Annotated in this window: 14 protein-coding genes; 11 read left to right on the top strand and 3 right to left on the bottom strand. The window is 33.5% G+C overall.

Going from position 1 to position 15,331, the window contains the following annotated elements:
• Window positions 1-157: 157 nt before the first annotated feature.
• The 7 genes from topA to AABM59_RS05990 all read left to right on the top strand — a co-directional run bounded on the left by topA (window position 158) and on the right by AABM59_RS05990 (window position 9,863).
• The gene (topA, locus tag AABM59_RS06020) at window positions 158-2,677 is read left to right on the top strand and encodes a type I DNA topoisomerase (protein WP_338408076.1); all 2,520 of its coding nucleotides are present in this window, start codon (window positions 158-160) and stop codon (window positions 2,675-2,677) included.
• Between the two features lies 1 nt (window position 2,678).
• The gene (locus AABM59_RS06015; protein WP_338408075.1) at window positions 2,679-3,827 is read left to right on the top strand and encodes a formimidoylglutamase; all 1,149 of its coding nucleotides are present in this window, start codon (window positions 2,679-2,681) and stop codon (window positions 3,825-3,827) included.
• A gap of 268 nt (window positions 3,828-4,095) precedes the next feature.
• On the top strand, window positions 4,096-5,505 hold the full coding sequence (gene gldK, locus AABM59_RS06010) for a gliding motility lipoprotein GldK (RefSeq protein ID WP_338408074.1): 1,410 nt from the start codon (window positions 4,096-4,098) through the stop codon (window positions 5,503-5,505).
• Window positions 5,506-5,551: 46 nt separating this feature from the next.
• Window positions 5,552-6,199 carry a gliding motility protein GldL gene (gene gldL, locus AABM59_RS06005; protein ID WP_338408073.1) on the top strand — a complete coding sequence of 216 codons (648 nt, stop codon included), beginning with the start codon at window positions 5,552-5,554 and terminating at the stop codon, window positions 6,197-6,199.
• Window positions 6,200-6,247: 48 nt separating this feature from the next.
• Complete coding sequence (gene gldM / locus AABM59_RS06000) at window positions 6,248-7,798, top strand: gliding motility protein GldM (RefSeq protein WP_338408072.1); 1,551 nt, start codon at window positions 6,248-6,250, stop codon at window positions 7,796-7,798.
• Window positions 7,799-7,846: 48 nt separating this feature from the next.
• Window positions 7,847-8,737 carry a gliding motility protein GldN gene (gene gldN, locus AABM59_RS05995; protein ID WP_338408078.1) on the top strand — a complete coding sequence of 297 codons (891 nt, stop codon included), beginning with the start codon at window positions 7,847-7,849 and terminating at the stop codon, window positions 8,735-8,737.
• A gap of 79 nt (window positions 8,738-8,816) precedes the next feature.
• The gene (locus AABM59_RS05990; protein ID WP_338408071.1) at window positions 8,817-9,863 is read left to right on the top strand and encodes an FAD-dependent oxidoreductase; all 1,047 of its coding nucleotides are present in this window, start codon (window positions 8,817-8,819) and stop codon (window positions 9,861-9,863) included.
• A gap of 1 nt (window position 9,864) precedes the next feature.
• Here the strand turns inward: AABM59_RS05990 and AABM59_RS05985 are convergent, their stop codons facing one another.
• The gene (locus AABM59_RS05985; protein ID WP_338408070.1) at window positions 9,865-10,245 is read right to left on the bottom strand and encodes a DUF983 domain-containing protein; all 381 of its coding nucleotides are present in this window, start codon (window positions 10,243-10,245) and stop codon (window positions 9,865-9,867) included.
• A 65-nt stretch (window positions 10,246-10,310) separates the two neighbouring features.
• Here AABM59_RS05985 and AABM59_RS05980 point away from each other — a divergent pair, with 65 nt between their 5' ends.
• From AABM59_RS05980 to AABM59_RS05970, 3 genes are all read left to right on the top strand, one after another.
• Complete coding sequence (locus AABM59_RS05980) at window positions 10,311-12,224, top strand: ABC-F family ATP-binding cassette domain-containing protein (protein ID WP_338408069.1); 1,914 nt, start codon at window positions 10,311-10,313, stop codon at window positions 12,222-12,224.
• Between the two features lie 446 nt (window positions 12,225-12,670).
• Complete coding sequence (locus AABM59_RS05975; RefSeq protein ID WP_338408068.1) at window positions 12,671-12,886, top strand: diacylglycerol kinase family protein; 216 nt, start codon at window positions 12,671-12,673, stop codon at window positions 12,884-12,886.
• Window positions 12,887-13,423: a hypothetical protein gene (locus AABM59_RS05970; RefSeq protein WP_338408067.1), complete on the top strand. Its 537-nt coding sequence runs from the start codon at window positions 12,887-12,889 to the stop codon at window positions 13,421-13,423.
• A gap of 62 nt (window positions 13,424-13,485) precedes the next feature.
• Here the strand turns inward: AABM59_RS05970 and AABM59_RS05965 are convergent, their stop codons facing one another.
• Window positions 13,486-14,634: a GNAT family N-acetyltransferase gene (locus tag AABM59_RS05965; protein ID WP_338408066.1), complete on the bottom strand. Its 1,149-nt coding sequence runs from the start codon at window positions 14,632-14,634 to the stop codon at window positions 13,486-13,488.
• Between the two features lie 216 nt (window positions 14,635-14,850).
• Entirely contained in the window at window positions 14,851-14,928 is a 78-nt protein-coding gene (locus AABM59_RS05960) for a DUF2779 domain-containing protein (RefSeq protein WP_338408077.1), read from the bottom strand.
• A 210-nt stretch (window positions 14,929-15,138) separates the two neighbouring features.
• Between AABM59_RS05960 and AABM59_RS05955 the strand changes: the two genes are divergently transcribed.
• On the top strand, window positions 15,139-15,331 hold a 193-nt coding region (locus tag AABM59_RS05955), incomplete at its 3' end, for a hypothetical protein (RefSeq protein WP_338408065.1).

Below are 15,331 nucleotides of genomic sequence, written 5' to 3'. Positions count from 1 at the left end.
GATAAGTAAAGTTAACATAATGAAACGAACAGAAGTAAAATGGTGACTATTTATCCTTATTATTTTTATTCAATTCTAGAGATTTTAAATTTAAAAACTTATTCAAAATCTTAATATTTAAAAAATTCTTCTACTTTTGTCCCAGAAAAACAAACCCATGGCAAAGAATTTAGTTATCGTTGAGTCCCCTGCGAAGGCAAAAACCATCGAAAAATTTTTAGGAAGTGATTACCAAGTGGAGTCAAGTTATGGTCATATTGCCGACTTGCCTTCCAAAGAAATTGGAGTGGATGTAGAAAACGGGTTTAAGCCGAAATACGAAGTTTCTTCCGATAAAAAAGCATTGGTAAGCAAATTGAAGACTTTAGCTAAGAAAGCCGATATGGTTTGGTTGGCTTCGGATGAGGATCGTGAGGGAGAAGCAATTTCCTGGCACCTTTCGGAAGAATTAAAGTTAGATAAAAATAAAACGAAACGAATTGTTTTTCACGAAATCACGAAATCTGCGATTTTAAAGGCAATCGAAAATCCCCGTGAAATCGATTATAATTTGGTCAATGCACAACAAGCTCGAAGAGTTTTAGACCGATTAGTGGGTTATGAATTATCGCCGGTTCTTTGGAGAAAAATTAAAGGAGGACTGTCTGCAGGTCGTGTACAATCCGTTTCAGTTCGTTTGATTGTGGAACGAGAAAGAGAAATTCAGAACTTTAATCCTGTAGCGTCTTATTCAGTAGTAGCCGAATTTACTAATGAATCTGAAAAATCATTCAAGGCAAAATTACCAAAGAATTTCAATACCAAAAAAGAAGCCGAAGATTTCTTGAAAAAGAATATTGGTTCTACTTATAAAGTTTCGGATTTAGAAACGAAACCTACCAAAAAATCACCAACAGGACCTTTTACTACTTCAACTTTACAACAAGAAGCAGCAAGAAAATTGTACTTGCCTGTTGGCATCACGATGCAATTAGCACAACGTTTATACGAAGCTGGACTTATTACTTATATGAGAACGGATAGTGTAAACTTGTCGAAAGATGCGATGGAAGCGGCTCAAGCCGAAATCATAAAATCCTACGGAAAGGAATTCTCTAAGCCACGAACTTTTGTTAATAAAAGCAAAGGAGCTCAGGAAGCCCACGAAGCAATTCGTCCAACGGACATGTCGCGACATACTGTGAACATTGATCGAGACCAGGCTAGATTGTATGATTTGATTTGGAAAAGAACATTAGCTTCGCAAATGAGTGATGCTCAATTAGAAAGAACCAACGTAAAAATTCAGACCAACAATCACAGTGAAATATTCACGGCATCTGGTGAAGTTTTGCTTTTTGAAGGTTTCTTGAAAGTATATTTGGAAGGAAATGATGATGATGACGATGAGCAAGAAGGAATGTTGCCGGCGATGAAAGTCAACGAAAAATTAGAAAATAATTATATCACGGCTACCGAAAGATATTCTCGCCCAGCTGCAAGATACACCGAAGCTTCTTTGGTAAAAAAACTGGAAGAACTGGGAATCGGACGTCCTTCGACTTATGCTCCAACGATTTCTACTATTATCAACAGAAATTATGTAGAGAAAGGAAATCTTGACGGTCAGGAACGCAATTACACGCAACTGACTTTGCAATCTGGGAAAGTAGGTGAGAAATTACTCAAAGAAAACACGGGTTCTGATAAAGGGAAATTGGTTCCTACTGATATCGGTACTATTGTAACGGATTTCTTGGTCAAAAATTTTGGAACTGTTTTGGATTATAATTTTACAGCCAAAGTTGAAGAGGATTTTGATGAAATTGCCGAAGGAAATATCGAATGGACAAAAATGATGCAGGAATTTTATGATAAATTTCACCCAATTGTGAAAGATGTAGAAGCCAATGCAGATAGAGAAAGCGGGGAAAGAATCCTTGGAACAGATCCAAAAACAGGAAAACCAGTTTCGGTTCGTTTAGGAAAATTTGGTCCAATGGTTCAAATTGGAGCTGCTGATGACGAAGAGAAAAAATTTGCCAGCTTAATGGCGGAGCAAAATATCGGAAATATTACTTTGGAAGAAGCGTTGGATTTGTTTTTGTTACCAAAGAATTTAGGCATTTATAAAGGCGAAGAGGTTGAGGTAAGTAATGGTCGTTTTGGTCCGTATGTGCGTCACGGAAGTGTTTTTGTTTCTTTGCCGAAAGGCGAAAATCCATTGGATGTTTCTATAGAAAGAGCTCAGGAATTAATTGACGAGAAAGCAAAAGCCGATGCACCAATTGCTACTTATAAAGGAGAACCAGTCCAAAAAGGAGTGGGGCGTTTTGGTCCATTTATAAAATGGGACGGAATTTTTATCAATGTGAATAAGAAATACAATTTTGATAATTTATCACAAGCCGAGATTGAAGAATTGATTGAGGATAAATTGCAAAAAAATATCGACAAGGTTTTGCATAATTGGAAGGAAGAAGGAATTTTGGTCGAAAAAGCCCGTTGGGGAAGATCAGTAATTACAAAAGGGAAGATTAAAATTGAATTGAGCAAAGATATTGATGCCACTAAATTTACATTAGAAGAGGTTCAAGAAATGATTGCTAAGAAAACGCCAGCGAAGAAGGTTGCTGCTAAAAAAACAACTACAACAAAGAAACCCGCAGCGAAGAAAGCGGTTGTCAAAAAGAAATAATATGGAATTTGATTTTCTAAAACCTTTAGATAACGAAATCCTTCAATTTATAAAGGAGTTTTCTTCTCAACAACTGGGGAGTAAAGTGGTATTTCATACTATCGAAGATTTTCCTGATATAAACAAAATCAAAGTTGCTATAATTGGTGTTTTGGATAATCGTGGGGATAAAAACCAGACTGAACAAGTTGATTTGTCTCACATTCGAAAAGAATTATACGGATTGTTTCCCGGTAATTGGGATGCTTCCATTGCCGATTTGGGTGATATTTTTGCTGGGAATTCTAGTGATGACACTTATTTTGCCTTAAAAAAAGTAGTTTCAATTTTAATTAAGAAAAAAATTATTCCTATTGTTATTGGCGGCTCACAAGACTTGACTTATGCGCTTTACAGAGCATATGATGACTTGGAGCAAATGGTAAATCTGGTTTCAATTGATAATAAATTTGATTTTGGAAAAGAAAGTGATCCAGTTTCGGCTTCATCGTATTTAACGAAAATAATTATTGATGAGCCTAACAATCTTTTTAATTACAGTAATATTGGTTACCAAACCTATTATAATTCCCAAGAAGAAATTGACTTGATTGATAAATTATTTTTTGAAGCTTATCGTTTAGGAGAGGTTTCAAATAATATTTCTATTGCCGAACCTGTTTTTAGGGATGCTGATGTTGTGAGCGTTGATTTAACAGTCGTAAAATCATCTGATTCTGGGATTTTAAATCCATTTATGCCTAATGGGTTTAATGGAAAAGAAATTTGTGCGTTGTCAAGATATGCTGGAATAAGTGATAAAGTTTCGCTTTTTGGGGTCTTCAATCACAATAATTCCAAGCGAGAATCTGTTTTAATAGCACAAATTATTTGGTATTTTATTGAGGGGCTTCATTACCGATCTAATGAATATCCATTTGGAAGCAAAGAAAATTATACCAAATACATAATACCTTTGGAGGACGAATTGGTTTTCTATAAAAGTAATAAGACAGATAGATGGTGGGTTGAAATACCATTTATTATAAACGGCAATAATAAGTTGAACAAAAACACGTTATTACCTTGCTCTTATGAAGAATATTTGGGAGCATGCAATCAGCAAATTCCAGAGAGATGGTGGAAAGCTCAGCGCAAGAATGTGATTTAATTATTGATAAACAACATATATACAATCATATTAAAATATTTGAAGCTTATATATGGAGTGTTATTTGTTAAAAAAACTTATAAATAAAATGTTTTGTAGCATTTTATAGATATTTTTCTAAGCATTTTATCGATAAAATATTTTTTCTTACCGTTTTAAATTTTAGTTTTGGTCTTTAAAACAAATACTGTGACAAATAATTGTTTTATTAAAGAATAATAAATAGGTTTACTGACTTAATAATAATGAAAATATAATATTAATTTATATGAAGAAGTTCATTGCATTTACGGCAATTTTAACCTTATTAATTGGCTGTGGTAAATCAAGCGATAAAGGCGAATTGGTTGGTGTTAAAGGAGCAAAATGGCATCCTGAAAAACCTTTTGGAATGACTTTAGTTCCTGGAGGCTCTTATATTATGGGAAAATCAGATGAGGACATTGCCAATGTTGGAGACGCACCTACTAAAACAGTTACAGTTCGGTCTTTCTATATGGATGAAACAGAGATAACCAATAAGGAATACCGTCAATTTGTAGAATGGGTAAAAGATTCAACAATGAGAGTTAGATTAGCTATTCTTGCTGATGATGAGGGAATAAAACCCGGAGATTCAAAAGCAAGTGGTAAGGGCAAGAATTCAGGAAGCATAGGCGATTTCGCTTTTAATGACCAAGATCCTGAAAAAATGACAGCCTATGATAAATACATGTATGATAATTATTATAGTATTGGCACTGATGATGATCCTTATGCTGGGAGAAAACTCAACCACAAAGTGAAATTAATTAAAGAGACCAAGTCTTACCCAGACGAGTACTATACCGAAGTTATGGATTCAATGTATTTGCCGTTAGAAGCATCTTACAATGGCTTAAGAACAATTGATGTTGATAAATTAAAATTCAGATATTCTTGGATGGATATTCAAGCTGCGGCAAAAGCTAAGGTTGGGAAACGTAAAGATTTTATTAGAACGGAACAAGTAAAAATCTATCCTGATACAACCGTATGGATTAAAGATTTTTCCTATTCCTATAACGAGCCAATGCACAATGATTATTTTTGGCATCAAGCCTACGGCGATTATCCTGTTGTAGGTGTAAACTGGGATCAGGCGAAAGCATTCTGTGCATGGAGAACACTATATAAAAACAGTTATATAAAATCTAAAAAGAAAGGTCGTGATTTGACCAATAATTTCAGATTACCTACTGAGGCCGAATGGGAATATTCAGCTAGAGGTGGTTTACAATCAGCTACTTATCCTTGGGGTGGGCCATATACTAAAAATGATAGAGGTTGTTTCCTTGCTAATTTTAAACCAATGCGGGGTGATTATGCAGCGGATCAAGCTTTATATACCGTAGAAGCAAAATCATATGAGCCAAATGGTTATAACCTTTATAATATGGCAGGAAATGTTGCAGAGTGGACTGACTCTGCATACGACTCAAATGCATACGAATATGTTTCTTCAATGAATCCAAGTAATATGGATACATCAAATAAACGCAAAGTGGTTCGTGGGGGTTCATGGAAAGATGTCGCCTATTATCTTCAAGTAAGTACAAGAACATTTGAATACGCAGATTCTGCAAGAAGTTTCATTGGTTTTAGAACTGTCCAAGATTATATGGGAACTCAAACAACGGAGAAAATCAAGAAAAAATAATACTTAACCTATACTTCAATCAATTTTAATCTAAAAAACAAATATTATGGCATTAGTAAGTAAAAAAAATATGAATTTTGCATACGGAATGGGCGCAGCTATTGTAATTATTGGAGCTTTATTCAAAATTACACACCTTGAATTTGGTTTTATAACTGGAAATTTAATGCTTACCATAGGTCTTGTTGTTGAAGCTGGGATTTTTGCCCTTTCAGCATTTGAACCAGTTGAAGATGAATTAGATTGGACTTTAGTTTACCCGGAACTCGCTAATGGAGAAGCCAGAAAGAAATCAGATAAAGCTGAAACTTCATCCGATGCTCAAGGGTTATTGTCTAAAAAATTAGACGCTATGTTAAAAGAAGCTAAAATCGATGGAGAATTGATGGTTAGTTTAGGAAATAGCATCAAAAATTTTGAAGGTGCTGCTAAAAGCATTATGCCTACTGCAGATTCTATTGCTTCGACTAAAAAATACAGTGAAGAGTTGACTATGGCTGCAGCTCAAATGGAATCATTAAATAGTTTATATAAAATACAATTACAGAGCGCTTCTAGAAATGCACAAATAAATGAAGAAGTAGTAGAAAATAACTTAAAATTAAAAGAACAAATGCAATCATTGACCACAAACTTGTCATCATTAAACAATGTTTATGGTGGAATGCTTTCTGCAATGAGCAACAAAGGATAATTAGTCTCAAACTATAGTATAACAATAATAAAATAATTATTAGAAAATATGGCAGGAGGAAAATTAACCCCTAGACAGAAGATGATAAACCTAATGTATTTGGTTTTTATCGCGATGTTAGCATTAAATATGTCAAAAGAAGTATTATCTGCTTTTGGAATTTTGAACAAGAAGATCATCGAATCAAATGCAATTACCGATGTTAGAAATACAGATTCATTTAGTCAATTAGCCCAAAAAGCACAAGAGCAACCTGGGCAATATGGTAGTAAAAAAGAAATAGTCGAAAAAATTAGAAAAATTTCGAAAGAGTATTGTGATTATATAGAAGAAATCAAAACCATAGTTACCAGTAAAACCGAGAAAGATGAACAAGGTAATTATCTGTATGAACAAATGGATAAAGGGGATTTAGTAGACAGACTATTCTTCAACGGAGAAAGAACATCCAAGGAAGGTGAAGAGTTTTTGGATAAAATAAAAAACTACCCTTTTGAAATTAAAAAAATTGCGGGGAGTAAACTTCCTGAAGTTGAAATTAAAAAAATCGAAAAAAGATTTGAAACAAATCCTGTTAAAAAGAAAGATGTAATTATGCCAGAACCATGGATAAATTATCATTATAAAGGTTTTCCTTTAATTGCAACGGTTACTAAATTAACCCAACTGCAAGCCGATATAAAAGCAACCGAAAGTGATGTAATGGCCTCAATGTTTCAATCTGATTTGATTGCTGCAGCATCCCTTACAAAATACGAACCTATTGTTGTTCTTTCAAAATCTGTTTTCTTTCAAGGAGAAGCCGTTACAGGTAAAGTCATACTTGGTAAATTTGATCCAGATTTAATTGCTAAATCCGTGGTGGTTAACGGCATGAATGTAAAAGCACAGGCTGGACAAGCTGACTTTTCATTTGGTGCAGGTAACATTGGAGAACATCCAATTACAGGTTCTTTCAATTTTGAAGAAAACGGAAAAGACGTCCCATTAAAAATCACAGGCAACTATGTTGTTGTTGCAAGACCAAAATCAGCAACAATTTCCGCCGATAAAATGAACGTAGTATATCGCGGCGTTGTTAATCCAATGACGATTTCATTTGCGGGAATTTCTGCGGATAAGGTTAATGCTTCTGCGCCAGGTTTGACGTCTTCGGGAAGCCCAGGAGCTTTCAGTATGAGACCAACTTCAGGAACTGAAGTTGTGATTAATGTTACAGGAACTCTTCCTGACAATTCAAAAGTTGTTGATAAAAAAACCTTTAGAATAAAAGGAATTCCTAGCCCAACGGGGACAATAAGAGGAGAAACGGGTATCGTAAAAGGGCCTAAATCGAACTTGGAAATTGCTACAATTGGAGCAAAATTAGAAGATTTTGATTTTGAAGTTGGACTAGATGTTGTTGGTTTTAATTTAAAAGTAACCGGGTATCCTACCGTTGTTGTCCAAGGAAATAAATTGAATGCTGCTTGTAAATCAGTTCTTTCAAAAGTAGGCAGAGGAGATCAAGTAACTATTTCTGAAATTAAAACGAAGCTTGTTGGAGCTGGTAGTTATTTATTGCCAAGAACAGCAATAGTAATTTATGAAATACAATAAAAGGAGTTTGATAATAAAACTACTTCTATAACTTATAATTATATTATGATGAATGCAAGAAATTTTTTGATTGTTATGATTTCCTTTTTTGGGAGTTTGGCTACTTACGCGCAGACTAATTTACTTAATGCAAAGATTCCCGAAGAAATTGGGATTAAGTCCGATGCACAACTCATTTCTGACAACGATAGGCCTTTAGAATACGGATATGTTGACGATAGAGATGTTATGATGGGTAAAATGGTTTGGGAGATTATTGATTTAAGCGAAAGAATTAATTTTCCTTTATATTTCCCAATTGACACTACAAACATTGGACCCGACAGAAGGTCTTTATATGATATTTTGACAAAAGGGATTCGAAGCGGAGAAATTTCTGAAGTGTATACAGATAGTTATTTTAATACTAAAAAGTCCTATAAAGATATTCAAGCTTCATTGACACGTATTGACACAACTGATTCGGGAAAAGAACAAATCAACGCTGGACTTCAAATATCTCCAGAATACATTCTGAAACAAGACCTTTCAGCTCAAGACGTTACTCAATATAAAATTAAAGGATATTGGTATTTTGACATACGTCAAAGCGAATTAAAGTATAGATTGATTGGTATTTGTCCTGTTACTCCAGATGTATATACAATGAACAGTGATGAAAAAGATTATATCGAATTATTCTGGGTATTTTTCCCAGCCTCAAGAGATGTCTTGCATGAAGCCAAATCCTTTAATGACAAAAATTCAGCGATGCCAGTTTCTTTCGACCAAATTTTAAATTCAAGACGATTTAATGCTACAATTTATCAAGAAGATAATGTATATGGTGATAGATCAATTGCAAATTATATGAAAGATAACGCCCAAAATCAATTGCTGGAATCACATAGGGTAAAGGAAAAAATACGTGATTTCGAAGAAAATATGTGGAATTATTAAAAGTCAAATGATATAAATACAACAAAAACTCTTGCCTTTGGTAAGAGTTTTTTGTTGTTTCAAATTTACAATTTAAAAAATGTTAGATTATTTAATAATAGGTTCAGGATTAGCCGGTATTTCTTTTTCCGAAATGGCATTGCAAAATGGTAAGTCTATTTTGGTGTTGGACAATAATTCACAAAATTCTTCCAAAATTGCCGGAGGGTTGTATAATCCAGTCATTTTAAAACGCTTTAGCGAAGTGGGTCAGGCCAAAGAGCATTTGTTCATAATGAATGAATTTTTCGCTATTTTAGAGAGAAAACTTGATGTCAAAATCGATATAAAGACGCCTATTTTGAGACGATTTTATTCTGTCGAAGAACAGAATAATTGGTTCGCGGCTTCAGACAAACCAAATCTTTCTGCCTTTTTATCGACCAATTTAATCACTAAAAAATATACAGGAATTGATTCCCCCTTCGGTTATGGCGAAGTCTTGCAAACAGGATATGTAGACACGGCATTATTATTGAAACATTACAAAGAATACCTTATTAAAAACCAATTCTTCCTAGAAGAATCTTTCGATTACACTCTTTTGAAGGAAGAAGAAAATGGAATTCGCTACAAAGATATTCAGGCAAGACACATTATTTTTGCGGAAGGTTTTGGTATGCACGCAAATCCTTATTTTAAGGGCTTGCCTTTAGACGGTACAAAAGGAGAATTGCTCATTATAAAAGCACCACTACTGGATTTAGACGTAATCGTGAATTCAAGTGTTTTCATTCTGCCCCTTGGTGATAATTTGTTTAAAATTGGTGCTACCTACAATTGGGAAGACAAAACAGATATACCAACCGAAGAGGGAAAGACAGAATTAATCGAAAAAATAAAAGAAGTAATTCATTGTGATTTTGAAATTATTTCTCACTTGGCAGGAGTGCGGCCTACGGTCAAAGACAGACGGCCATTAGTGGGAACTTATTCAAATCATAATTCGATACATATCCTCAATGGTTTAGGTACACGAGGCGTAATGCTTGGGCCAGCAATGGCAAAAGCTTTGTTTGAAAACATTGAATTTAAAAAGCCTTTGGAGAGGGAAATTGACATTCGAAGATTTGCTCGTAAGAGCTGATTTATTTCTTCAAATCAGGATCGTAAGACACAAACATATTAATATATATATTTCTTGACCATCGCAAAACAAATGGAAATAAAACAAAATTAGATGCAATTATTGAAATAAAGGCAATTTTTATACTGGAATTAAAAATAACATATGAAAGGATAAATGCTGCAACACCAAGCGCAACATTCAATCCGTAACTTACATACATCGCACCATAAAAGAAGGATGGTTCGATTTGATATTTCAAATCACAATGACTGCATTTTTCGTTCATTTTGAGCATTTTCGTAAAATGTAACGGATTTTTATCCAAATACATGCTCTCATTCTGACATCTAGGACAAGTTCCTGTTAAAATACTATTTAGTTTGGATCCTTTTTTTAACATTTGCAAAAATTTTCAACGAAGGTACACTTTTGTACTTTTCTTAATGTAACATTTGTAACAAAAACATGCTTAACATACATAATTTGTCTGTTTCTTTTGGAGGAACTTATTTATTTGAAGAAGTAACCTTTAGATTGGGCGCCGGAGACCGGGTAGGCCTTGTTGGCAAAAACGGTGCGGGAAAATCGACTATGCTAAAAATCCTTGCCAAGGATTTTGCTCCTGATTCTGGAGTTATTTCTCAAGAAAAAGAAGTTCGAATGGGATTCTTGCGTCAAGATATCGATTTTGAACAAGGAAGAACGGTTCTAGAAGAAGCATACGAAGCTTTTATTGATATTAAAATTGTAGAAAAAAAACTCGAAGAAATCAATCATCTTTTGGTTACGCGAACAGATTATGAAAGTGAAGGATATAGCCAAATCATTGAGGATTTATCCGATTACACACATCGTTTTGAATTATTGGGCGGATATAATTATATTGGGGACACCGAAAAAATTCTTCTGGGATTGGGTTTTAAAAGAGAAGTTTTTGACAATCAAACCGAAACTTTTTCGGGAGGTTGGCGAATGCGAATCGAATTAGCTAAATTATTATTGCAAGCCAACGATGTTTTGCTTTTAGATGAGCCCACGAATCACTTGGATATTGAGAGTATTATTTGGTTAGAAAGTTTTTTGCGCAATTATCCAGGCGTTGTTGTGATTGTTTCGCACGATAAAATGTTTTTGGACAATGTGACTAATAGAACTATCGAAATTTCCCTTGGTAAAGCGTATGATTTCAATAAACCCTATTCTGAATACTTGGAATTGCGACACGAAATTCGCGAAAAACAATTGGCTACACAAAAAAATCAAGCCAAAAAAATAGAAGAAACCGAAAAGCTAATCGAAAAATTTCGTGCCAAAGCTTCCAAAGCCTCGATGGCACAATCTTTAATAAAAAAATTAGATAAAGTAGAGCGTATCGAAGTAGATGAAGATGATAATTCAGTGATGAACATTACTTTCCCTGTTTCAAAAGAACCTGGAAGAGTGGTTATCGAAGCGGAAGATGTAACCAAAAAATATGGTGACAAAATAATTTTAAAAGACATTAATTTATTAGTAGAACGGGGTAGCAAGATTGCATTTGTTGGACAAAATGGGCAAGGAAAATCTACTTTTATCAAGGCTATTGTTGACGAATTCGAATACCAAGGAACGATTAAATTAGGGCATAATGTCCAATTGGGTTATTTTGCACAGAATCAAGCAGAATATCTAGATGGTGAGATTACACTTTTGCAAACTATGGAAGATGCCGCAATGGATACCAACCGATCTAAAGTACGTGATATGTTGGGGTCTTTTTTGTTTCGTGGCGATGATGTCGAAAAAAAGGTAAAAGTCCTTTCTGGAGGTGAAAGAAACCGTCTGGCGTTGTGCAAACTGTTGTTGCAACCCATCAACGTACTTTTGATGGATGAGCCAACAAATCACTTGGACATTAAATCCAAAAATGTATTAAAGGCCGCTTTGCAAAAATTTGGGGGAACACTTCTTTTGGTTTCTCACGATAGAGATTTTTTACAAGGAATGTCTAATTTAGTTTATGAATTCAAAGACCAAAAAATAAAAGAATATTTAGGAGATATCAATTATTTCTTGGAGCAACGTAATATGGAGAATATGCGTGAAGTCGAGAAAAAAGATGAGTTAAAAGCTGTTGTTTCTAAAGAAAGCAATAAAACATCCTATGAAGACCAGAAAAAAGGCAAGGCTCTTCAAAATAAATTAAGTAAAATCGAAAGTCAAATCAAGCAATTGGAAAGAGATATTCAGCACGACGACAAAATGCTTTCTTCTAATTACGACAAACACATTGAAGATGCAAAGTTTTTTATAGCTTACAACAAGAAAAAGGCAGAACTTGACAAACTGCTTTTAGATTGGGAAGTTGTCCAGGAAGAGATTGACGATTCGGGCTTATGAAATTAGTCCAATATTTTTTGAATGGGCATTAGCTTCACGGCTATCAGTGAAATAGCAAACAGCAATGCCTAAACTTTCGAGGTTTTTCAGAACAGTTATGACTTTTTCTTTTTTTTCCTTACTTGTTTTTCTAATGGAACACAGAACTTAAAATACCCGTCAACAAGCGTTTTCATATGTATTTTTGTGCCATCATATTCAAGATAAACGGCTGCATTTGGGTGTGTTTTAATTCGGAATAAACTAATTACTGAAGTAGCATTTTTGAAGCTTTTTTTTACAAAAATCGTAATCCTTTCTTTTAGTTGGTTTAAAAAAATGTCCCATTACGATTAATTGCTGCTCATTGGCATGGCCTCGATATAATTTTAAAATAGGCTTCATTGTATGGAATTTTGAAGGGTCAATAAAATTAATTAAATTTAAGGAATAATCAAGTTAAAACCTTGAAAAACAATATTTTAATTGTTATTAATCCTATTTTTGGAGGCATTGATAAATCAAATTTTATCGAAGCTGTAACAATTTTCGCGTCCAATAAAAAACAGAATCTTATGCAATATATAACTTCTGTAAAAAATGATATTCAAAAATTAAAAAAGCTTTATGAAAAATATAAACCAGAAATAATTATTGTTTTTGGTGGTGATGGAACCATATAAATGGTTGCCGAAGCAATGGAAAACAAGGAAGTGATTCTAGAAATTTTGCCTGCAGGTTCTTCCAATGGATTAGCGGTAGATTTGGGTTTAATGAAAACATTAGATGAAAATGTAGCTATTGCTTTTCAGGGAAATTATATCAAACGGGATACGATTGAAATAATCAACAAAAAGTGTTACCACTTGAGTGATTTGGGATTGAATGCGAAACTTGACAAAAACTATGAAAACAGTGATCTTCATAGCAAATGGGGATATTTATTGCAAGCTTTAAAAACATTAATTGATCTGGGGGATTCATTTGTGGCGACAATTACTGTTAATAATGGAACCATAAAATCTGAGGCGATAATGATTGTAATTGCCAATTCAAAAAAATATGGTACTGGAGTAACGATAAATCCTAATGGAATTATGAATGACGGAAGGTTTGAATTAGTAATAATAAAAAATCTAGATTTAATTATTTTAGGAAAGATAATTTCCGGATATATTCCAGTAAGTTTTAGATTGATGGGGAATATTATGGTGCTTTAAAAAAATTAAATATTAAGATAGTTCCTCAAAAAATTAAAGTAGCAATTCCTTAGTTTTTAAAACTATTTAAACGGATTTCTTTCTTGCCAAACCACCTCTGGGTCGAGGTAGCAAAAAACTTTATCTATTGCAAGATCAATAATTGAATTGCTGTGTTTCATGAATCCGAACATTTCTTGAGGTTTTGCTCCTACCGAACTTTTGATTTCGAGCGCGGTTCGAGCAAAGACAATCTCTTTGAATCCTTTGTTGATTGAGTAAGCAACTATATCGTAGAGCATATTTAAATATAGCATTTTTTCACGCTGAATGGTGTCATCATAACCTAGGAAATAAGTGTCCATTACTTCGCCATTTTTTATGATAGTATTAAATCCTATCAGTTTTTCATCAAGAAAATAACCATAAAAAAGGAACTTGTCCTTTAGGGATTCTTTAAATGTTCTAAAATGGTTTTTTGGTAGAAAAAAAGTATTAAAATGAGCATTTTTAGCTACATGATGATACAATTCATAAATAGTATCTTCGTGTTTTATGATTTCTTCCAAGTTCATTTTTCTTTTAACAATACCTTCCGCTTTTTTCCTAGCTCGTTTATATTGGTCTCTGTATTTTTTTGACAAAGTATCTATGTAATCTTGCTCTTTTTTCCAATGATCTGGAATATCAAAAAGCATATTTGGTTGGGTAGAAAATTGATAGGAATCTTGAAAACCTGCAAGTTGAAAGTTTGGCATTTCTTCTTTCGAAAAGTCTTTAAATGTAGTTATATGTACTTTGAATCCCTTTTTTAAAAACAGACTTTTTAATTGTTCTGAAGCAATTTTCAATGTTTTTAAGGCATGAATTTTATCTATGCTATCCGAAAAATAATAGGCGTTTTGTCCCGAAAGCATGTTGTTTCCAATAATTAGTACGTGGGAACAAAAGTTTTTAAAAATAATATTTCGGACGGAAGTTTTTATACACTTATCTCGTTCTCCAAAAGATTCGAGCTTGTTAAGATCTAAAAATTGTGAAAGTGCGATTCCAACTATTTTTTCTTCGTTAAAGAACCCAATAAAATGACAGCTCATATTATTTGGAGCCGATTTCTCCAAGATTTCCAGATATTCCTTGCGTAAAAAAACATTGTCTACGGCCAAGTCGTTCCAGTTATTTGGAAGTTGAGTTGACGAGGAATATATTTCTATTGTTAAATGGGTATCCAAATTTAAAAAAAAATCACAGCGCAAATGTAGAACGATTAACTTATAAATAAAAGTTAAAACAGCATTAATGCGCAAATAATACCACCCATAGCGGTGAAACATATTATCCAGAAACCAACAGTTACATTGTATCTTTTAGACTTGATCCAAGAATTCCTCGAGGCTCTGCCTCGGGGTCACGAGGAAAAGATTAGTATATTTGTTTGATGAGTGAACCTATTTTATAGAATAACTCCCCCTCATTTCTGGGGTATAATACCACTTCTGCTGAAACGGTATCATAAGGTCTTTCAATCTATTTACAACTGGATATGCAAATAAAACCCGCAGTATTAGTTAAGCAACATTTTTAAAACTACTTACACTTTTTTTTAAAAGAAATACCGTGTAAGTTGTGTCATATAAAATAAATTTGTTTAAAAGCACAATATCTTTTTTTTTTGGGATTATAAAATGTAAATTTGATAAAAAAATTAATAAAAAAACACAAAAAACATATTTCAAATGAAATTAAAACAGACTCTTCTTCTTGTTGCTATTTTAACGTGTAACCTCTTAACAGCTCAAAAAACAGCTCAAAATAGTTATTGGACAAAAGATAATACAAGTTTATCCAAACAAGTACTTGATAAAAAGAATATTAAAGAAAATAGCTATGCTGTTTATCAACTCGATGAACAAAGGTTTAAAAATAGTT

The organism is uncultured Flavobacterium sp. (assembly GCF_963925185.1).
In the GTDB taxonomy this organism is placed as follows: domain Bacteria; phylum Bacteroidota; class Bacteroidia; order Flavobacteriales; family Flavobacteriaceae; genus Flavobacterium.
This window is presented reverse-complemented; position numbering and strand designations above follow the sequence as displayed.

Bases quoted from the DNA above. Each gene is read 5' to 3' on its own strand.
- AABM59_RS05980 (WP_338408069.1), top strand. From the start codon at position 10,311: ATGCTTAACATACATAATTTGTCTGTTTCTTTTGGAGGAACTTATTTA.
- AABM59_RS05985 (WP_338408070.1), bottom strand. From the start codon at position 10,245: ATGTTAAAAAAAGGATCCAAACTAAATAGTATTTTAACAGGAACTTGT.
- AABM59_RS05990 (WP_338408071.1), top strand. From the start codon at position 8,817: ATGTTAGATTATTTAATAATAGGTTCAGGATTAGCCGGTATTTCTTTT.
- topA (WP_338408076.1), top strand. From the start codon at position 158: ATGGCAAAGAATTTAGTTATCGTTGAGTCCCCTGCGAAGGCAAAAACC.
- gldL (WP_338408073.1), top strand. From the start codon at position 5,552: ATGGCATTAGTAAGTAAAAAAAATATGAATTTTGCATACGGAATGGGC.
- gldK (WP_338408074.1), top strand. From the start codon at position 4,096: ATGAAGAAGTTCATTGCATTTACGGCAATTTTAACCTTATTAATTGGC.
- AABM59_RS06015 (WP_338408075.1), top strand. From the start codon at position 2,679: ATGGAATTTGATTTTCTAAAACCTTTAGATAACGAAATCCTTCAATTT.
- gldM (WP_338408072.1), top strand. From the start codon at position 6,248: ATGGCAGGAGGAAAATTAACCCCTAGACAGAAGATGATAAACCTAATG.
- AABM59_RS05970 (WP_338408067.1), top strand. From the start codon at position 12,887: ATGGTTGCCGAAGCAATGGAAAACAAGGAAGTGATTCTAGAAATTTTG.
- gldN (WP_338408078.1), top strand. From the start codon at position 7,847: ATGAATGCAAGAAATTTTTTGATTGTTATGATTTCCTTTTTTGGGAGT.